We start from the raw sequence: 18,858 nt of genomic DNA, 5'->3' as shown, positions 1-18,858 counted from the left end.
ACCAGCACCTCAGCGCCGTCGCCGAAGCGGTTGTCGCCGGAAGGATCGATGTGGACGCGCTGGGCGCAGAACGCAGGGAGCTCACGTGAAAGATCGCGAACGTGCTCTCAGCGCTCTGAGGAACCTCGCTGGGTCGGCACAGGTTCCTGGAACAGGTTCGTCCAGGACGGCTGTTCAGGCTCGGGCGAACTGGATGTCGCAACTGGGTCATGCGTCTCGGGATGGCTGAACAGCTGGTACGCAGGGTGCAGGGTCACTGGGTGCTTTCCGTTCGGGGACAGGGCAAAGAAGAATTTCTCATCGTTGCAGCTTTCTTCGCGTCTCGTGCGTGGTCGTCGCGAGTGATGCGTAACCGGAGTGACTGCACGGCGCGTGGATGACTGGGGATGCGAAACGCATCGACCCCATCCTCGACACTACACCTCTTCGCGATGGTGGGTGTCGGCGAGCCTCAGCGGTTGGACGAGGGAAACTGCCCATCCGTGCTGCCGAGTGCGATGAGTTCGGTGTACTGGTCCTGCCACGAACGCTCGGTGGCGAGCAGGTCAGCGAGCAACTGGACCCACCGCGCGTCGACGGGTGGCGTGGCACCTGCGGCCAGATGGCGCGCTGTCTCCTCGCGGGCTTTGAGCCACTCGGACAGCGTCGGTTGGAGAGCGGGGCCACCCTGTTCATCGGTCATCACCTGACAGTACTGCGCGCCATCACGGGCGACAGCTCGTGATGCGTGTTGACCGGCCGCAGTCGGGTACACGGCATATAGGCCCGCGCATGCACCGAAAACCTGGAGGGACTTGTGACAGCCTCTTCCACCGGGCATCGCGGGTTTGTCCTGGACTTGGACCTGAGCAGCGATGCGACACCACCACTCGGCGATCTGTGCGGCAGGCACTGTCCCATCTGGACACCGACTGCGTGGAGGACGCCGAGTTGCTTGTCACAGAACTGGTCAGCAACGCCTACGACCACGGCCAGCCGCCCATCAGCCTCCGGTTGTGCCATCTGCCGAACTCGTTGCTGCACATCGACGTTGAAGACGGCGACCGGACGCATCTCCCTCGATTGCGGGTTTCGGGGGTGGCCGGGGAACGTGGTCGTGGCTTGGTTCTCGTGGATCAGCTGTCCCGCGGATGGGGCTTCAACGTGACCACGACGAGCAAAGTCGTGTGGGCGGAGATGAACTGCCGCGCGAGCAGGTAGTCCGCCACAGCGGCGATCAGCGTCCGCCCGGACAGCAGCGACTCGACCTCCGCCGCAACCGAGGTCCACGGCGGGCAGTTCGCCACGTCCTCGTTGCTGATTCCGTGGATCTTGCGCACGAACGAGGTAATCGGCTTCTCCGGCTTGACCAGCCACGATCGAACGTCGTTGCCGGTCGCCCCGTCGTCCACGGTCAGCAAGGCGACCAGATGGCTGATCACCGTGGCGCAGAGCCGCGAGATCGCGTGGTGCTCGTCCCCAAGCCGCAGGGGTACTCGCGGTGCTGCTGGGCGGGAGCACAAACCGGGCGACGGTGGCGCGATCGGAGGCGTCGGCTTCATCGGCACGTGGGTTCTGCCGTGGCGGCTGATGCTCCTCGACGACATGCACAAACGCGGAGTGCCACGGCCGACCTACCAGTTCCGGCACGCACACCTGCAAGAACACCTCACAGCGGTCGTGCCGGCGCTGGTCTCGTAGGGTGGTCAGGCCAGTACGTGCAACTCCACCGAGTCGAAGATCTCCGTCACGCCGGCGATCGGTTGCGAGAAGTCGACGAACGGCGGGAACAGCTTCGCCAGCTCTCCCTTGAACCACAGGTCGAACGGATCCTCGGAGGCCGCCAGTCTCGCGTTACCGTCCCACGGGTCGTCGCCTTCGAGGTAGACCCCGACGATGTCGCCTTCAGGAGTGGCCGTGATGGTGACGACCTCCACGTTGTGCCCCAACGCGCGCCGTGACCTGGTCATGTCGTCACGGCTGAACGCGTCCGCGACGAACGCACGTCCGGCATCGGCGACTCCTGGCAGCGTCGGGGCAGTGAAGGCCATGCCCCGGCGGCGCGTGGTGACCTCGGGGTCGGTCCAGACTCCGATGGTCTCCGGCAACGGAGCGGCGGGCGGCTGCGTGAGATCGATGCCGTGGATCTCACGGACCGAGTTCACGAAGAACCGGTCGATCGCGAGGTCCGAGGACACGGCCGCTCCAACGAACTCGCCGAAACCGAGCTCGGATTCGACGTAGGCGACCACGAAATCACCCATGGGCGTCTTCTGTTGGTACGCGCGTTCGAGCGTCACACCGAGCCGGTGGCGAGACTCAGCGTATTCGTCCGGTCGCGCTCGGAACCGGTCGGCGATGGAGCGAACCTCGGCGTCGGTTTTTCCTTGCAAAACGGGGAAAACCAGGACGGTCCGTTGCATGATGCAACCTCCTAGTGACAGATCTTGAGACCACCCCTCGGTTTGCCGCAGCACTGCCCACCGTGAACTCGCCGGCAATCAATCGGAAGGGTCCAATGACCTGCCTTCGGCAGGCGCTCCGGCCGGAAGTCACCATCTGCGCCCGGTCGGCGTCCATGAGGTGACACATCTGAGGGGAGTCACCGTGTTCCACACTGTCGTGACCATCGTCGCCGCGGGCGATGGCCGCCTTCCCCGTCGCCACCGGCTGGTTCAACGCGGGCTTCGGCTCGCGGTGCTGGCGCTGGCCTTGGAGGACAACGTGAAAAGGGTCGTCGATCGACTACGCCGCACCGGCACTACGGACGTCGGGGCCAGCGGGACGACAGGCCGTTTCAGTCCCGACCGCACACTCGTGGCGGTCGCAAGCCCAGGAAAGCCACTCGTCGTGCACGATCTGACCTCGGGACAACGGACGCACCTGGCCCACACGGGTCCCGCGCCGGGTCGCGTTGATCATCTTGCCGCTCCCCAGGGAGAGGCCGGAAGTGGTGGATTCTGCGCGAGGTGCCGTAGAACACGAGATCACCAGGCAGCACGGGCTGCCCATCGAGCACTGACGGCCACATGCCGAACTGTTGCTCGTAGCTGATCACCTTCGCGGCAACGGCGTTCAGCGTGGCGACGGCAGTTGAAGCATCGACTTCTTGCAAACATCGAAGTGGTGGTGGATGGGCCGTGCGTCCGCGCAAACGATCGGACCCTGAGGCGCTACCCGAGCCCGCGAGGAAACACGCACAAGGACGTCCCGTCATGCCGCAATCAGACGCGCCGAGAAGCCACACCAACACTGATCCCTAAACAGGCCCCCGCGGTCAGGACGCATCAGGGCCGTGCGGGTTCGCTGCTTCGAACGCGTCCACGACGCTGGCCGCCCGTACTCGCAGCCATTCTTCAGGATCTGACTCGGCGGTATCTCGAACAAGGGAAGTGAACTCGCTGTACCCGGTGTACGAGGCAGCCCAGACGGCGGCCAGCCGGATTCTCGGGTCAACATGTGTAAGCGACTGCTGGATGCGCTGCAGACAGCCGGTGTTGGACGCTGCGGGCGCGGCCAGCCCGATCCGCAGAGTCAGCCTGCCTCGCTCCACGACATCCTCGCTTCGGTCGAATTCCCGGAAGAGCTGCTCCAGAGTCCAGGGACTCAGAGCGTTCACCGCCTCCGAGACGAACCGGCCCACAGTCACCTCGTCCGGACCGGCGAGCGTCACGTAACCGATCCCAGCCGTGGCGTCGATGACGTAGTGGATCGAGACGCCGTCTGCTGACTGCCAGACCATCTGCCCGTCGACCCCGGCCGCCTGATCGCGCTGTGAGCTGTGAACCAGCGGCCATGCCAGGGAGTCCGCGAACCGTTCAACGTGGTGCCAATGGCAGTCCGGCCGAAGCACATGACGTTGCGTTCGATAGGCAGGTTGAACCAAGATGCGGCATCCCTTCCACACAGGTACGGCAACGGCAACTCTATGACGCGCGATCGTGGCAGGTTTTGGATGATCAAGTTCTAGCTGCTGACTCAGTGACTACGCAGACTGCCGCCATCGTTCCGCAGCCGTCGAGTTCTCCTCGGCAACCCAACCGTCGAAGTCTTCCCGCACATACGCGGGATCGACCGGCTTCAGCCTGATCTGAGGACGCTCGTCCATCCACCAGATCTCAAACTCGGTCACCGTTCCGTCGACTGGCCAGCGGGCCGCGTCGAACGGCAACAGCAGGACGTCGACGAAGCCGCCGACCGAAAGCCCAAGGTCAACGAAAACCCCGATGGCACCCGGCCTCGGGACCCGCACCACCGTTCCTGTCAATCGTTGACCAAGCCGCAGACGACTCCGCAGGTCATCCCAAGACTCGTGAACCGACGACATCCATCCATTCTGCATCGCTTGAACGTCGACGCCGAAGATGACGATCTTCAGTAGTGCGGAGAAGGATCTCCGCCACCGGCGGTCAGGAGGCCTTTGATCGGCAGCCTGCCAATGCCGCTGAACTGCACGGACGTGCTTCTCGGCACGCGCAGGGCCGAGACGTCACCTGACGGTCAGCAGTGCTGGAAGACGTAGCTCGAGTTGTCCGGCCCGACCAGTTTCCGGTCGCGCAACGTCGTCGTCCTCGGTGTCGCCGGGTCCGCGCAGACGTCAGCGAACGTGCCACGCAGGTTGTCGGTGTACTCGATGTCGATCACGTGCACGCCGTAGACGCCGGTGTACGTCGGGCACTCGGAGAAGGCGTGGCACTCCTCCGTGACGGCGAAGTCGAAGCCGACCTCGTCGTGGGCGCGCCGGCTGACCTCCGCCGAGTTCTTCTGGCCGATCGGCAGGCCGCGGTCGTGTGCCCGTGCGCTGAGCAACGCCGCGTAGGCCATGTTGTGGTCGACGGTCAGCCGGCCGCCGGAGCGTGAGTAGGAGTCGAGGTTGTCGATCTCGACGGAGCCGAAGCCGCGGTCGGCGCAGCGGGTGATCGACTCGCCGGTGATGCGGGCCAGTTCGTCCCGGTTGGACGGTGTCGAGGTGTCCAGCAGGAACTCGTCCGGCCAGTCCGGGTCGATCACCGGCTCGCCGCCGGGGTCGGTGAGGAGCAGGTGCCTGCGCTGCGTCAGCCACAGCTCGCGTTCCTGCGGCTGGGTCTGGAAACCGTTGACGTAGCAGACGTTGTGGACGCCGGGCGCGGGAGAGGCCGTGCTGTCGCGGGCGACCAGGGTGACCCCGGCGGGAGGCGGGTAGGCGGTGCCGAGCTGGTAGTCCGGCACCGCGGGTGAGGGCGGCAATGTCACCGCGGCGCGTTCCACCGTCTGCGACGCCTGCGCGGGCTCGTCGTCCGCGCCTCCCGAGCACGCGGCTACCAGGAACAGTGCTGCCAGCGGCAGGACTCGGACGCTCATCGGGCTCCTCGATCGCGGAACGGCGGCGCCGAACCTACCGTCCGGCGCCGACCCAGCTGTACTCGTGCTCCGGCCGTCCGGTGGCGCCGTACCGCAACCTCATCGTCGCCCCGCCGTCGCGCACCAGCGAGGTGAGGTACCGCTGCGCCGTGGCCCGCGCGATGCCGAGTTCGGTGGCGAGCTCCGCCGCGGACGCCGGTGAGCCGTACGAGCGCAACCCGTCGGCGACCAGCTGGGCCGTGGCCGCGGACATGCCCTTCGGGGTGTTGCGGCGGTCGCGTTCGTGCAGCAGGCGCACCGCGCGGTCGATGTCGGCCTGGCTCGCGGTGCGGCCGGCTGGGGAGAGCTGCGCGTGGTAGCGCGCGTAGGCCGTGAGGCGGTCGGCCAGGTCGTCCCCGTCGAACGGTTTGACCAGGTAGTTCAGTGCTCCGGCGGCGAACGCCGCGCGGACGGTGGCGGCGTCGGACACGGCGGTGAGCATGATCGTGTCTGTGGTGATCTCCCGCAGCAGCAGGAGACCCGACTCGCCGGGCAGGTAGTTGTCCAGCAGCACGAGGTCCACCGGCGTGTCGGCGAGCCGGGCACGGGCATCGGCGGCGTTGTGCGCGAGGCCCGCCACGGCGTAGCCGGGGACGCGCCGGACGAAGTCGGCGTGCAGGTTCGCCACTCTGATGTCGTCCTCGACGATGAGGACGCGGATCGTCACGTCAGTTCCTCCTCGACCAGTACCTCCGCGCGATCCGCGGGTTCGAGCACCTGCGGCAGGTGAGCCAGGAACAGCGCTCCCCCGCCGCTGCTCTCCGCCAGCTCGACGTCACCGCCGAGACTGCGGGCCGCCTGGCGGGTGAGCGCGAGACCGAGGCCGCGTCCCTCACCTTCCTTTGTGGACACACCTTCGGTGAAGATGCTGTCCCGCAGGTGCTCCGGCACTCCGTCACCGGAGTCGGTCACCGCCACGTGCAGGGTCGTGTCCTCGGCCAGCAGGTCGACCTCGACCGTCGCCGGGCGGCGAGTGCCGTGGCTCGCGGCGTGCAGCGCGTTGTCGACCAGGTTGCCCACCACCGTCGTCACCTCGACCGGTGCGACCACTTTGGACGGAACCCAGCTCGACGGGCCCAGCACCAGCCGCACGCCCTGCTCGGCCGCCGCCGACGTCTTGGCGGACAGGAACGCCTGCAGGTACGGGTCGTTGATCTCCTCGCTGGACCCGAGCATGGTGATCGGCCCGGACGACATCGCCGTCACGTACTCGATCGCCTCGTCGTAGTGCCGCGTCTGCAGGAGTCCGGACAGCGTGTGCATGCGGTTCGCGAACTCGTGGCGCTGCGCCCGCAGCGCGTCGGTCAGGCCGCGCGTGGAGCCCAGCTCGCTGGTCAGTGCTTCCAGATCCGTGCGGTCGCGCAACGTCAGCACACCGCCCAGGTCGTAACCGTCCTTGCGCACCTCGCGGTAGTTCGCCACGAGGACGTGGTCACCGGCGATGGTGATCAGGTTGTCGACGCGCGCGCGTGCCTCCAGCACCTCCCGCAACGGCGCCGGCAGGTCCAGCTCGGCGAGGGGCGTGCCGACCGGGGCGGTGAGCCGCAGCAGTCGTCCCGCCTCGGTGTTGCACACGGACACGCGCCCGTTCGCGTCCACCGCGAGCACGCCCTCGCCGATGCCGTGCAGCACCGCCTGGTGCTCCTGCATCAGCTCGGCGAGCTCGTGCGGTTCGACGCCAAGCGTCTGGCGCTTCAGCCTGCGCGCGAGCAGGACGGCACCCGCCACGCCGAGCAGGAGCGCGCCTCCTGCGAACAACGCCGTGGTGCCGAGCTGGCGCCACCGCGCGTTGTCGATCTCGGACGCGTTGATGCCGACGCTGACCTCGCCGACGATCGTGCCGGTGTGGTCGCGCAACGGCACCTTGCCGCGTGCCGAGAGGCCGAGAGTGCCGCGTTCGATGTTGGAGACCTCGTTCCCGGCGAGCGCCGCGCTGGGATCGGTGCTCACGTGCTCGCCGATCATCCCGGGGTTGGGGTGGGCCATCCGGATGCCGTGCTCGTCGGTCACCACCACGAACAGGGCGTCGGTCGCGATCCGGGCGCGCTCCGCCTGGTCCTGCACCAGGGGCTGCTGGTCCTGCGCCACGGCGTCGCCCAGGCCGGGATCCGACGCCACCGCCTCGGCCACGGCGAGCGCCCGGTCCTGGTACTGACGGGACAGCTCGCGGCTCTCGGTCCACACGCCGAGCAAGGCGCCCACCACGAGCACCAGCGCCAGCAGGCCGATCTGCAGGATCAGCAGCCGGCGGACGAGCGGCATCTTCGCCCTGGTCATGCGCCAGACGGTAACTCCGCGCGGCCCCAGAGCAAAAAGCGCAAAACGCGAATTACGTTCGTTGCGCGTACTGCGCGACAAAGCATCGAGGAGTGACGGGGCACACCTACCGTTCACCGCCAAGCAACACCGGCGAAACCCCAGGGAGCTGGCACGCATGGCGGAACTGATCGAGCTGCGCGGGGCGACGAAACGCTTCCCCACCGGATCGGGTGGGGTGCACACGGCGGTTCGGGACCTCACGATGACCGTGGACCGCGGCGAGTTCGTCGCCGTCGTCGGCCCCACGGGGTGCGGCAAGTCCACGACCCTGTCGCTCGTCTCCGGACTCGAACCCCCGTCGGAGGGCGAGGTCCTGGTAGGCGGGCAGCACGTCACCGGCATCCCGGAGGGTGTCGGATACATGTTCCAGAACGACGCCGTGCTGCCGTGGCGGTCGGTGCTGGACAACGTCGCGGCCGGGCCCCGCTACCGCGGCGAGTCGAAGGCGGCCGCCCGCTCGAAGGCGCGCGACTGGGTGCAGCGGGTCGGCCTCGGCGGGTTCGAGGACTACTACCCGCACCAGCTCTCCGGCGGCATGCGCAAGCGCGTCGCGATGGCGCAGACGCTCGTCAACGAGCCGTCGATCCTGCTGATGGACGAGCCGTTCAGCGCCCTGGACGTGCAGACGCGGGCGTTGATGCAGGACGAGCTGCTGCGGCTGTGGTCGGGCACCGGCGCGGGCGTCGTGTTCGTGACGCACGACCTGGAGGAGGCCATCGCGCTCGCCGACAAGGTCGTCGTGATGACCAGCAGCCCGGCGACGGTCAAGGCGACCTTCACCGTCGGACTCGACCGGCCGCGAACGGTCGAGGAGGTCCGGCTGACGTCGCAGTTCCTGGAGATCTACCGGGAGATCTGGGACTCGCTGCGCGAAGAGGTCGAGAAGGCACGCGAGCAGGGAGCCACCCGTGTTGCATGACACCGCGTCGCAGAAAACCACGCAGGTACTGGAGGAACCGGCCGTGACGTCCACTGTGAACTCTGCGGCGAAGTCCACTCCGGACATCGCGTCCCCGGTGGACGCGCGCACCGCGCACCGCAGGCGCAAGACCAAGGTCTGGTCGATCCGGCTCCTGCTCGTCGTGGCGTGGCTGGTCAGCTGGGAGCTCACCGCGACCTACCTGATCGACCCGTTCTTCTACTCCAAGCCCTCCGCGGTCGCGGCGAAGCTGGCCGACTGGTTCACCGTCGGCACCAGCCAGGGCAGCATCTGGGAGCAGATCGTCGTCACGCTGCAGGAAGCGGTCGCGGGCTTCGTGCTCGGCGCGCTCGCCGGTGTCGTGCTCGGCATCCTGCTCGGCCGCAGTCGCCTGCTGGCCGACATCTGCGCGCCGTTCATCAAGGCGGCGAACGCCGTGCCGCGCATCGTGCTCGCGTCGCTGTTCGTGATCTGGTTCGGGCTCGGCATGTCGTCGAAGATCGCCACGGCGTTCGTGCTCGTGTTCTTCGCGGTGTTCTTCAACGCCTTCCAGGGCGCGCGGGAGGTCGACCGCAACCTCATCAACAACGCCCGCATCCTCGGGGCGAGCCGGGTGCAGGTGCTCGGCACGATCGTCGTGCCGTCCGCCACGTCGTGGATCCTCGCCTCGCTGCACTCGGCGTTCGGCTTCGCCCTCATCGGCGCGGTCGTCGGTGAGTTCACCGGCGCCGACCGCGGTCTCGGCCTGCTGATCAACCACGCCCAGGGCACGTTCGACGCGGCAGGCATCTACGCGGGCATGATCGTGATCACGGTGATCGCCCTGCTCGCCGAGTGGCTGCTGACCCTCGCCGAGAACCGGCTGCTCAAGTGGCGCCCGCCGGCAGCCAGCGCGGAAGTCCAGCTCTGACCCTCCCACCCCCTTCTCCCCCGGAGTGAACGTCATGAAGATCCGCGCCACCCTCGCCGTGCTCGCCATCGGCGCGCTGAGCCTCACCGCGTGCCGCACGCAGGCCTCGTCCGGCGTCAGCACCGACAACCCAGAGTTCAAGATCATGGTCGGCGGCATCGAGAAGGTCATCTACCTGCCCGCGAAGCTGACCGAGCAGCTCGGCTACTTCACCGAGGCCGGGGTGAAGGTCCAGCTGCTCACCGAACCCGCCGGTGCCACGGCCGAGAACTCCCTCGTCTCCGGCGACGTCCACGGCGTGGTCGGTTTCTACGACCACACGATCGACCTGCAGGCCAAGGGCAAGTGCATCACCAGCGTCGTGCAGTTCGCCGACGTGCCCGGTGAGGCCGAGGTCGTCGCGACCGCCAAGGCCGACGCCGTCAAGGGACCCGCAGACTTCAAGGGCAGGAAGCTGGGCTTCACCAGCCCCGGCTCGTCGACCGACTTCCTCACCCAGTACCTGGCCACCAAGGCCGGAGTGTCCACTTCGGACTACACCGGGGTGAAGGCGGGATCCGGTCAGACCTTCGTCGCCGCCGTCGACAACGGCGCGATCGACGCGGGCATGACCACCGACCCGACCATCGCCACGCTCGTCAGCACGGGCAAGGCCAAGGTGCTGCTGGACATGCGGACCGTGGAGGGCACGAAGGCCGCGCTCGGCGGTCTCTACCCGGCCAGCTCGCTGTACATGGACTGCAACTTCGTGCAGCAGCACAAGGAGGCCGTCCGCAAGCTCGCCGGCGCGTTCGTGAAGACCCTGGCGTTCATCAACTCGCACAGCGCCGCGGAGATCGCCGAGAAGATGCCCGCCGACTTCGCGGGCGGCAACAAGGACCTCTACATCAAGTCGATCAACGACTCGAAGGGCATGTTCAACTCCGACGGCAAGATGAAGGCCGACGGCGCCAAGAACGTGCTCGAGGTGCTCAGCCAGTTCTCCCCCGCGGTGAAGCCGAAGAAGGACCAGATCGACCTGAGCAAGACCTACACCACCGAGTTCGTCACCAATCCCTGACGACTCCGAACGACCGCCGTGGCACGCAGAGCCGGGTAGCCGGCGCGTGCCACGGCGGTCGCTGGCGCGAGACGAACCGCTGAATTCGGGCGTGCACCACGTAATCGGAGTTCACCGGCCATCGGCTCGCGAGCATGCGCACCGCGGGGCAGACCGTGCGGTTCGACCATGACATCGCCACCGAGAGGTCGAACGGCGGTTCGGCTCCGGCGCGGACAACTGAATCAGCTCGACCTCGGGACCAGGTCAGGCCCACCGGGACCCACCCTGTCGTCACGCGCCCGGTACCACGCCTGAAACCGGAGCCGGACAGACCGAACACCGCGGCGATCGCCGAAGATCGACTTCCTGACCGGGCCCTGCGGACGTACATTGCCGGTACCTCGTGTGGAGATGTCCGATGGACCGGTTGCGGATTCACCTGCTGGGCGGATTTCACGTGCGGGTCGGGATCCGAGAGGTCGCCGACGGCCACTGGCGGCTGCGCAAGGCCAAGGCGCTGGTCAAGCTGCTCGCCCTCGCGCCAGGACATCGGCTGCACCGGGACCGGGTCATCGAGTTCCTGTGGCCGGATCTCGAGTGGGACGCCGGCCTGAACCAGCTCCGCAAGACCGTGCACGCGGTGCGTGACGTCCTGGATCCCGACCGGCGGGAGGGTTTTCTCCTTTCGGGTGAACAGCTCGGGTTGCGGCGTGACGCGGTGTGGGTCGACGTGGCGGCGTTCGAGACCGCCGTGCTGGTCGCGCGGGGTTCCGGGACTCCGGCCGCCTACCGGGAGGCGATCGGGCTCTACCGGGGTGACCTGCTGCCCGAGGACCGGTACGAGGACTGGGTGCTCGCTCGTGAGGGACCGCTGAGGGCGGAGTTCGTCGCGCTCGCCGTGGAACTGGCGCGGATGCTGGAGGCGCGAGCCGACTTCGCAGGGGCGGCCGCGGCGCTCCGGCGGGTCGTCGAGCTGGACCCGGCGCACGAGGAGGCAGGTGCGGCGTTGATGCGGGTCTACGCGTTGGCGGGGCGTGGTCACGAGGCGGTGGTCGAGTACGAACGGCTGCGAGCGACGTTGCGCGACGAGCTGGGGGTCGAGCCGAGCGCCGTCACGCAGCGGCTGTTCGAGCAGATCAAGGCCGGGCGGCTGGGGGACGCCGAGGTGGCGGGCGACCTGTGGGACGAGATCGGCGACCTGCGGGCGTTGTCGGGGGACAGCGCGGGCGCCGCGACCGCGTTCCGCTCGGCGGTGCGGGCGTTGCGCGGGCAGGGGCTGCGCGAGGTCGTGGTTCACCGCAAGGCGGCGCAGGCGTACCTGGCCGAGCACGACACCGAGTCCGCACAGGCCCACGTGTTGGCGGCCGAGGCGTTGCTCGCCCGGCACGCGGACGAGGCGGAGTCGGCGCGCCTGCTCACGGTGCGGGCGAACCTGCGGTGGGAGACCGGCGAGTACGACCAGGCCCAGCACCTCGCCGAGCAGGCACTCGCACTCGCCGACCAGGCCGGCACGCCCGATGACATCGCTGCCGCGCATGAGGCGCTGGCCATCGCCTGCCACTACCGCGGGGCGTGGCGTGAGGGCCTGCACGCCGAGATCGAACGGCTCGGCACGCGCGCGGAGGTGGAGCCGCGCCTGGCGCGGATCTTCGAGATGCACTGCTGCATCGGCCAGTACCACCTGTACGGGGACGGGCTGCGCGACAGCGTCGAGGACTACGCCAGGACCACCCTGGCGCTCGCGATCGACAAACACGCCCGGCACGCCGAGGCGTTCGCGTGGTGTCTGCTGGGCGAGGCGTTGCTGCTGCGCGGCCGGTGGGACGAGTCGGAGAGCTGCCTCGTCCGCAGCACCGAGGTGTACGCGGACCTCGGCGCCAGGACCGGGGTGCTGCCGTGGCAACGGCTCGCCGAGCTGGCGGTGGGCCGTGGCGACAGCGAGCGCGCCGCGTCGTGCCTGCGACATGGCATGGCGATCGCGACCATCACGCCGTTGGCGCCGCACGCGTGGGGTCGGCTCTACGCGACGGCCGCGTTCGACGCCGTCGAGCGCGGCGAGCCCGTGGAGGCGATCCGCGCCGTCCGGTCGGCAGCCGAGGCCGCGGAGCGGTACGGCGACTGCCCGAGCTGCCGGGCGCTGCTCAACCCGGTGGCGGCGGAGGCGTTCGCGACATTGGGCGAACAGGCGGCCGCCGCCGAGTTCGCCGAGGCCGCGCGGCAGGTCGCGAGCATGTTCGAGAGCACGGCCTGGCGCGGGATGGCCGAGTCGGCCAACGGGGCGCTGGCACTGGCGCGGGACGATCCGGTCGCCGCACGGGACCGCTTCCTCGCGGCGGCCCGGCTTTACGACGCGGCGCGGCAGCCGTACTGGGCTGCGAGGTCGCGGCTGCAAGTCGCGCGTGCCGGTGGTGACCCGGATTCGGCCGTGGAGGCCGCGGTGACGTTCGAACGGCTGGGCGCCGTGCGAGCGCTCTCCGCTGCCCTGAGCAAGTAACCAGGGGCCTGTCACCGGGGAATGCCGGGGGAATGGTCGCGGCGGACGCTGACGCCATGACCACGACAGCAGTCTTGGACGTGCTCACCACCGAGCCCTACAACGCGCAGGCGTCCCGCGAGGCGTTGCGCGAGGACCGGACCCCTGCGGCCGCGTGCTTCGTGCGCAGCCACTTCGGCGTGCCGCGCATCGACACCGACCGGTGGTGTCTGCGGCTGCCCGGTGCGGCAGGTCTTACCTACCCGGAGCTGCTCGCGTGGCCGTCGACGGCCGTCGACGTCGTGCTGGAATGCGCGGGCAACGGGCGGTCCGGCATGGCGCCCCGCCCGCCCGGACTGGCGTGGGACGACCGAGCGGTGAGCTGCGTGCGGTTCCACGGCGTGCCGCTGCGGCTGGTGCTCGGACGGCTCCCCGCGGACACCTGCGAGGTGGTGTTCCGCGGCGCCGACTCGGGCGTCGCGCACGGCAGGCGGGCGCGGTTCGAACGCAGCCTGCCGGTCCGCACGGCCCTGCACCCGGACACCCTGCTGGCCACGCACCTGAACGGCCTGCCGCTGACACCCGAGCACGGCGCGCCGGTGCGGCTGGTGGTGCCGGGCTGGTACGGGGTGGCGAGCGTCAAGTGGCTGGTCGAGATCCGTGCGGTCACCGAGCCGTTCCACGGCCTGTTCCAGACCGAGCAGTACGTGGTCGACGGCCGGCCGGTCACCACCACGCTGGTCAAGTCGATGATCACCGATCCCGCGCCGGACGTGGTGCTGTCCGGGCACCCCGTCGAGATCCACGGCCACGCCTGGTCGAACGCGCGGATCACGCTCGTCGAGGTGTCCACCGACGGCGGCCGGACCTGGCGTGCGGCAACTCTGCGCCACGGCGCCGGCCACGCCTGGACCGACTGGTCGATCGACTGGACGCCACGTCGGCACGGACGGCACCGGTTGCTGGCACGAGCGCACGACGCGACCGGCGCGGTCCAGCCGATGAGCGCGCCGTGGAACTCCCTGGGCTACGGCAACAACGTCGTCGCCTCGACCGAAGTGGAAGTCAGATGAACGCCCAGGCGATGAACATCGAGATCATCACGACGCCCTCGCTGGGTGACCACAGCTACCTGCTGGTCAGCGGGAACGAGGCCGCGCTGGTCGACCCCCAGCGCGACGTGTGGGACGCCCTGCGAACGTGCCGGGCACGTGGGATCGGCGTCCGGTACGTCCTGGAAACCCACGTGCACAACGACTACGTCTCCGGTGCGCAGGAGGTCAGGGCGGCCACCGGTGCCCGCGTCGTCGCGTCGGCGCGCGGGCGCTACGAGTTCGACCACCTGCCCGTGGCCGAAGGGGACGAGATCGTCCTCGGCGATCTCGGGCTCCGGGTCCTCGAGACCCCTGGCCACACCCCCGAGCACGTGTCGTACGTGGTCTACGGCGACAGCGCGGGCCCGCTCGCGGTGTTCACCGGCGGCAGCCTGATGGCGGGCAGCGCCGGCCGCACCGACCTGCTGGGAGAGGACCAGACCGACGGGCTCACGAGGGCGCAGTACCGAACGCTGCGGCGGCTCGCCGGCCTGCCGGACGGCACGCGGGTCCTGCCGACACACGGAGCGGGCAGCTTCTGCGCCGCCTCGGCGTCACCCGGCCCGCCGACGTCCACCATCGGCCACGAGCGCACCACGAACCCGGCGCTGCTGATCGGCGACGAGGAGACGTTCGTCCACGACCGCCTGGCCGGCTTGCCCCGCCACCCTGCCTACTACCGGCACATGGCGCCGATCAACCGTACGGGTGCGGTCGTGCTGCGCCGGCCACCCGTGCCGCGGCCGCTCACACCAGCCCAGGTGGCCTCCCTCAACGGCTGGGTGGTGGACGCGCGGGACCGCGAATCCTTTGCCACAGCGCACATCCCGGGCTCGGTGAACGACGAGCTGGACATCTCGTTCGCGGGTTACGTCGGCTGGGTGGTGCCGTTCGACGCGCCACTGGTGCTGGTGCTGCCCGGACCCGAGCGCGCGAACGCGGCGGAAGCCGTGCGCCAACTGCTGAGGATCGGCTACGAGCACGTCGCCGGATACCTCGACGGCGGGATCGACCGCTGGCGGGCCGAAGGGCGGCCGGTGCGCAGCTATCCGACCGCCGCCATCACGGAACTCGACGGTCGCGACGTCGACGTGCTCGACGTGCGTCAGCCCACCGAGGTCGCCGCCGGCCGCATCCCCGGCAGCACCCACCTCTTCGTCGGCGACCTGCCGGCGACTCTTCCCCGGCCGAGCCGCGAGACGTGGACGGTCTGTGCGAGCGGACGCCGCGCCGCACTGGCCGCCAGTCTGCTCGACCGGGCAGGCATCCCGGTCACCGCCGTCACCAGAGGCGGTGTTCCGGACTGGATCAAGGAGAACCAAGTCATGGTCACGAACGGATATGCCACACCGCAGGCGCTGGTGGACACGAACTGGCTGGAGGCCCACCTCGACGACCCACAGGTGCGGATCATCGAGGTGGACGAGGACACCACCGCGTACGACAGGAACCACATCCGCGGCGCTGTCGGCTGGAACTGGTCGACCGACCTGCACACGAAGATCGGCCGCGACTACCTCGGCCAGCAGGCGCTGAGCGAGCTCCTGCGCGCCGCCGGGGTCGACGAGGCGACGACGGTCGTGCTGTACGGCGGCAACAACAACTGGTTCGCAGCGTACGCGTACTGGATCATGAAACTCCGCGGGTTCGAGCGGGTCCGCCTGCTCGACGGCGGGCGCAAGAAGTGGGAGCTGGAAGGCCGCGAACTCACCGAGCAGGTGCCGTCCCACCCGCGGACGTCCTTCACGCTGACCGCCCAGGAGCACCCCGAGATCCGTGTCCTGCGCGACGAGGTCCTCACCTCACGCGCCCGTTTCATCGACGTGCGCTCGCCCGAGGAGTACCGGGGTGAGAAGCTCGCGCCCGACCACCTGCCCCGCGAACAGGCCCAGGTGCCGGGTCACATCCCCGGCGCGGTGAACATCCCGTGGGCGCGTGCCGCGAACGAGGACGGCACCTTCAGGTCCGCGGACGAACTGCGGGCGCTGTACCGCGACATCCCGGACGGCGACGTCATCGCGTACTGCCGCATCGGCGAACGTTCTTCGCACACCTGGTTCGCCCTGACCGAACTGCTCGGCTACCGCAACGTGCGCAACTACGACGGTTCATGGACCGAATACGGCTCGCTCGTGGGCGTGCCGGTCGAGATGGGGTGAACGGGAAATGGCCACCTTGCACAGCATGATCGCCGACGCGCGCGCGACCGTGCCAGGACTCGATCCGGTGGCGGCGAAGCGGGACATCGACGCCGGTCGGATCGCCCTCGTGCTGGACGTGCGCGAGCCCGAGGAGTCGGCGCGGGGCAGGATCCCCGGCGCTGTCACCATCCCACGCGGCTGGCTGGAGCTCCGTGCCGACCCGGCGTCGCCCGCGGCGGATCCGGTCCTCACCGCCTGCCGGGACCGCACGATCCTCGTGTACTGCCGTCAGGCGCCGGGCGTGCGGTCCTTGCTCGGCGCACAGACCCTGCGGCAGCTCGGGTACTCGGGTGCCGCGGTCCTGGACGGCGGTCTCGCCGCCTGGGCGGAGGCGGGGCTGCCGGTGGAAGAGGCGTCCGTCGCCCGCTGACCCAGCCCCGGCCGCCGTCGCGGCGGCCGGGGTTTCGCGACCGTGCGACGCGACTCCTCAGCAACGTGATGTACGTGCCAGAGCAGGAAAACCCGGTCACTCGTCCGGATCGCTCCCCCAGTTCCTCGAGACCGCCTCATGCACCGGACCACCTGATCCGCGGCACGGCTCACTTGCCCACGAGGACGACCTCGTACTGGTCGGCGGTCGGTGGGAAGCCGGTGTCGAACTTCCCGTTCACCACGGCGAGCTGGTTGCCGTGCAACGCGGCCGTGGTCGGCACGTGGAATTGCGGACTGGTGATCGTCTTCTCGAGCGAGCCCGCGGTCAGATCGGGGCTGAGCTGCCACCGGGTGACCTGGTTGATGAAGTTCTGCACCACCCACAGGTGTGATCCCTCGAGCACGATGCCGTCCACGAACGGCACCTCGATACCGACGTCGGCGCTTGCGCCGGACACCGGATCGACCGTGTAGACCGCCGCGTTCGCGGAGTGGGCCACCAGCAGCGTCTTGCCGTCCGGAGTCACCTCGATGCCGTTGAGGTTGAAGTCGCCGGTGATGTCCGCCGCCGGGCCGCTCAGGTTCAGCACGCGCGCCGGTCCCGGCACGCCGGTCTCGCTGACCGGGACGAAGTACAGCTTCGGCTGGACGGAGTCGGTGAACCAGGCGCCGCCCCGCGCGACCACCACGTCGTTGATGAGCCCGCCGAACTGGTAGGTGGCGACCTCAGCCCCGGTCACGCCGTCGTAGAGGTAGGCCTGACCGGTGAAGCCGCCCGCCACGAACAACAGCTGCGTGGCGTCGTCGAACTTGAGGCCCGCCGCCATGCGGCCGGCAGGTGCGGAGATGAACAGCTCGGCGGTGCCGCGCTGGAGGTCGCCGCGGTAGATATCGCCCTTGAACAGGTCACCTGCGAAGAAGGTGGCGCCACGGCCGACGGCGATACCCTCGGCCGACGTCGCGCCGGGCAGCACGATCAGCTCGCTCGCCGGTGCGGCGGTCGCTGGGGCCGCCAGAGCCGCGACGAGCACGCCGGTCGCGAGGAGAACTCGGGGTCTCATGGTCACCTCCTGGGGGGAGAAAGAACCATCATGGAACGTGCAGCGCCAAATTCTCAGGGGCAACCGATCAGGTCCAATGGCCTAAAACCGGCTGGCTCGATCGGCGTACTGGCGGGTCAGCTCCGGTTCCGCGACCGTCAGCGCGTCAGAAACATGTGCCGTATCCCAGGCGGGGATGTCCCCGGACAGCAACCGCCACCCCAGGGCCGGCGCATCGCGCACGCCGCACTCCTGCTTGCCGCCACCCGTGAGCCGGTGGCCGAGGCGGGCAACGAGGTTGCGCTCGACGAGATCGCCCGACGTGCCGGCGTCGGCAACGCCACTCTGTATCGCCACTTTCCGACCAGTGCCGACCTGCTGGTGAAGTCGTTCTGATACTCGATCAGCACAGTTCGGCACCTCTGACCGACAGCTCGTTGCCTCGACGCAGGCGCGGATCCGCGAGGTTGGCGGTGCCCCTCGGCAGAGGTTCACCGCCTTGCGCTACTTCGCCCTCAACGGCTTTGTCCGGCCAAGCCGTATGACATGCCATCAAACTCCGGGTGCCCGGTAGTCCGGCATCTTGGCCCGCGCCTCGTCCATCTCCGCGGCGGTCAGCAGCGGGGTCGTGCTGAGTTCGACGCTGCCGCTCTGGTTGACCGCGAGCGAGATCGCGCCTGCGGCCGAGGCATCGGCGTCGATGAGGACGATCACGTCGTCCTGGCCGTAGGCGAAGTAGAACGCCTCGACCTTCCCTCCGACGGCTTCCATGAGGGTGCGGATGTAGGCCTCACGCGCACCGAAGCCCTCTTTGACCACGCCCTGGAAACCGGCCTGCGTGTACTTGCCGTGAATCAGGAATTTCGCCATGGTGCACCTCGTCGTTCCACGTCGTTTCGGTGCTCCCCCGCTGAAAGGTAGGTCCACCGTCGAGTGATCACCACTCGAAACCGGTGAACGGGTACCGGGCTGCGGAAAGCCCCGTCTGGCCACCGGATCGGTGGCCAGACGGGGCGGTTGGGCTGTGCGGTGGTGTCAGAAGGTGAGCTGCCAGGCGTCGAGGTAGCCGGCGTCGGTGGTGCGGTAGAGGTCGGAGATCCGCAGCTTCCAGGTGCCGTTGGCGAGCTCGC

21 protein-coding genes and 1 pseudogene are annotated in these 18,858 nt (G+C 68.9%); 11 read left to right on the top strand and 11 right to left on the bottom strand.

Annotation, left to right across the window (positions count from 1 at the left end):
* Positions 1-451: 451 nt before the first annotated feature.
* A complete protein-coding gene (locus JOD27_RS43675; RefSeq protein WP_204768287.1) occupies positions 452-682 on the bottom strand; it encodes a hypothetical protein in 231 nt (76 codons plus the stop codon).
* A gap of 41 nt (positions 683-723) precedes the next feature.
* Here JOD27_RS43675 and JOD27_RS47355 point away from each other — a divergent pair, with 41 nt between their 5' ends.
* Entirely contained in the window at positions 724-1,200 is a 477-nt protein-coding gene (locus JOD27_RS47355) for an ATP-binding protein (protein ID WP_372441816.1), read from the top strand.
* Here JOD27_RS47355 and JOD27_RS43665 read toward each other — a convergent pair.
* Positions 1,116-1,421, bottom strand: a complete 306-nt coding sequence (locus JOD27_RS43665) for a 3'-5' exonuclease (protein ID WP_204768285.1) — start codon at positions 1,419-1,421, stop codon at positions 1,116-1,118. The genes JOD27_RS47355 and JOD27_RS43665 overlap by 85 nt on opposite strands.
* A gap of 1 nt (position 1,422) precedes the next feature.
* Between JOD27_RS43665 and JOD27_RS43660 the strand changes: the two genes are divergently transcribed.
* Positions 1,423-1,680 (top strand): hypothetical protein, encoded by a 258-nt coding sequence (locus JOD27_RS43660; RefSeq protein ID WP_204768284.1) that lies wholly within the window; start codon positions 1,423-1,425, stop codon positions 1,678-1,680.
* 5 nt (positions 1,681-1,685) lie between these two features.
* Here the strand turns inward: JOD27_RS43660 and JOD27_RS43655 are convergent, their stop codons facing one another.
* From JOD27_RS43655 to JOD27_RS43630, 6 genes are all read right to left on the bottom strand, one after another.
* A complete protein-coding gene (locus tag JOD27_RS43655) occupies positions 1,686-2,243 on the bottom strand; it encodes a hypothetical protein (RefSeq protein WP_204768283.1) in 558 nt (185 codons plus the stop codon).
* A gap of 1,013 nt (positions 2,244-3,256) precedes the next feature.
* Positions 3,257-3,721, bottom strand: coding sequence for a hypothetical protein (locus JOD27_RS43650; protein ID WP_204768282.1), 465 nt, complete (start codon positions 3,719-3,721; stop codon positions 3,257-3,259).
* A 243-nt stretch (positions 3,722-3,964) separates the two neighbouring features.
* The gene (locus JOD27_RS43645) at positions 3,965-4,306 is read right to left on the bottom strand and encodes a hypothetical protein (protein WP_204768281.1); all 342 of its coding nucleotides are present in this window, start codon (positions 4,304-4,306) and stop codon (positions 3,965-3,967) included.
* A 173-nt stretch (positions 4,307-4,479) separates the two neighbouring features.
* Positions 4,480-5,319: an endo alpha-1,4 polygalactosaminidase gene (locus JOD27_RS43640; protein WP_204768280.1), complete on the bottom strand. Its 840-nt coding sequence runs from the start codon at positions 5,317-5,319 to the stop codon at positions 4,480-4,482.
* 34 nt (positions 5,320-5,353) lie between these two features.
* On the bottom strand, positions 5,354-6,025 hold the full coding sequence (locus JOD27_RS43635) for a response regulator (RefSeq protein WP_307830667.1): 672 nt from the start codon (positions 6,023-6,025) through the stop codon (positions 5,354-5,356).
* On the bottom strand, positions 6,022-7,635 hold the full coding sequence (locus JOD27_RS43630; protein WP_239571686.1) for an ATP-binding protein: 1,614 nt from the start codon (positions 7,633-7,635) through the stop codon (positions 6,022-6,024). The genes JOD27_RS43635 and JOD27_RS43630 overlap by 4 nt, the downstream gene beginning before the upstream one ends.
* A gap of 157 nt (positions 7,636-7,792) precedes the next feature.
* On the opposite strand from JOD27_RS43630, the gene JOD27_RS43625 reads away from it, so the two are divergent.
* The 8 genes and pseudogenes from JOD27_RS43625 (at position 7,793) to JOD27_RS43595 (ending at position 16,686) form a co-directional block, all read left to right on the top strand.
* The gene (locus JOD27_RS43625) at positions 7,793-8,596 is read left to right on the top strand and encodes an ABC transporter ATP-binding protein (RefSeq protein ID WP_204768279.1); all 804 of its coding nucleotides are present in this window, start codon (positions 7,793-7,795) and stop codon (positions 8,594-8,596) included.
* A gap of 85 nt (positions 8,597-8,681) precedes the next feature.
* Entirely contained in the window at positions 8,682-9,506 is an 825-nt protein-coding gene (locus tag JOD27_RS43620; RefSeq protein WP_307830669.1) for an ABC transporter permease, read from the top strand.
* Positions 9,507-9,540: 34 nt separating this feature from the next.
* On the top strand, positions 9,541-10,566 hold the full coding sequence (locus JOD27_RS43615) for an ABC transporter substrate-binding protein (RefSeq protein WP_204768278.1): 1,026 nt from the start codon (positions 9,541-9,543) through the stop codon (positions 10,564-10,566).
* A gap of 400 nt (positions 10,567-10,966) precedes the next feature.
* Positions 10,967-13,042, top strand: a complete 2,076-nt coding sequence (locus tag JOD27_RS43610) for an ATP-binding protein (RefSeq protein WP_204768277.1) — start codon at positions 10,967-10,969, stop codon at positions 13,040-13,042.
* A 56-nt stretch (positions 13,043-13,098) separates the two neighbouring features.
* Positions 13,099-14,094: a molybdopterin-dependent oxidoreductase gene (locus JOD27_RS43605; protein WP_204768276.1), complete on the top strand. Its 996-nt coding sequence runs from the start codon at positions 13,099-13,101 to the stop codon at positions 14,092-14,094.
* Positions 14,091-15,416 (top strand): annotated as a pseudogene (locus JOD27_RS45710) (MBL fold metallo-hydrolase); the annotation flags it as partial. The gene JOD27_RS43605 and the pseudogene JOD27_RS45710, both read left to right, overlap by 4 nt.
* A 24-nt stretch (positions 15,417-15,440) precedes the next feature.
* Positions 15,441-16,274, top strand: a complete 834-nt coding sequence (locus JOD27_RS45705; protein ID WP_239571693.1) for a sulfurtransferase — start codon at positions 15,441-15,443, stop codon at positions 16,272-16,274.
* Between the two features lie 7 nt (positions 16,275-16,281).
* The gene (locus JOD27_RS43595) at positions 16,282-16,686 is read left to right on the top strand and encodes a rhodanese-like domain-containing protein (protein ID WP_204768274.1); all 405 of its coding nucleotides are present in this window, start codon (positions 16,282-16,284) and stop codon (positions 16,684-16,686) included.
* A 169-nt stretch (positions 16,687-16,855) separates the two neighbouring features.
* Here the strand turns inward: JOD27_RS43595 and JOD27_RS43590 are convergent, their stop codons facing one another.
* Positions 16,856-17,749 (bottom strand): SMP-30/gluconolactonase/LRE family protein, encoded by an 894-nt coding sequence (locus JOD27_RS43590; protein WP_239571682.1) that lies wholly within the window; start codon positions 17,747-17,749, stop codon positions 16,856-16,858.
* Between the two features lie 291 nt (positions 17,750-18,040).
* Here JOD27_RS43590 and JOD27_RS47075 point away from each other — a divergent pair, with 291 nt between their 5' ends.
* A complete protein-coding gene (locus JOD27_RS47075; protein WP_307830668.1) occupies positions 18,041-18,124 on the top strand; it encodes a TetR family transcriptional regulator in 84 nt (27 codons plus the stop codon).
* Positions 18,125-18,280: 156 nt separating this feature from the next.
* Here the strand turns inward: JOD27_RS47075 and JOD27_RS43580 are convergent, their stop codons facing one another.
* The gene (locus JOD27_RS43580) at positions 18,281-18,598 is read right to left on the bottom strand and encodes a GYD domain-containing protein (RefSeq protein ID WP_204768273.1); all 318 of its coding nucleotides are present in this window, start codon (positions 18,596-18,598) and stop codon (positions 18,281-18,283) included.
* Positions 18,599-18,763: 165 nt separating this feature from the next.
* Positions 18,764-18,858 (bottom strand): proprotein convertase P-domain-containing protein (locus JOD27_RS43575; protein ID WP_204768324.1); only part of this gene is annotated, 95 nt, incomplete at its 5' end.

It is taken from the genome of Lentzea nigeriaca, assembly GCF_016907955.1.
In the GTDB taxonomy this organism is placed as follows: Bacteria; Actinomycetota; Actinomycetes; order Mycobacteriales; family Pseudonocardiaceae; genus Lentzea; species Lentzea nigeriaca.
The sequence above is the reverse complement of the archived record's forward strand: the minus strand, read 5'-3'. Positions and strand labels throughout refer to the sequence as shown.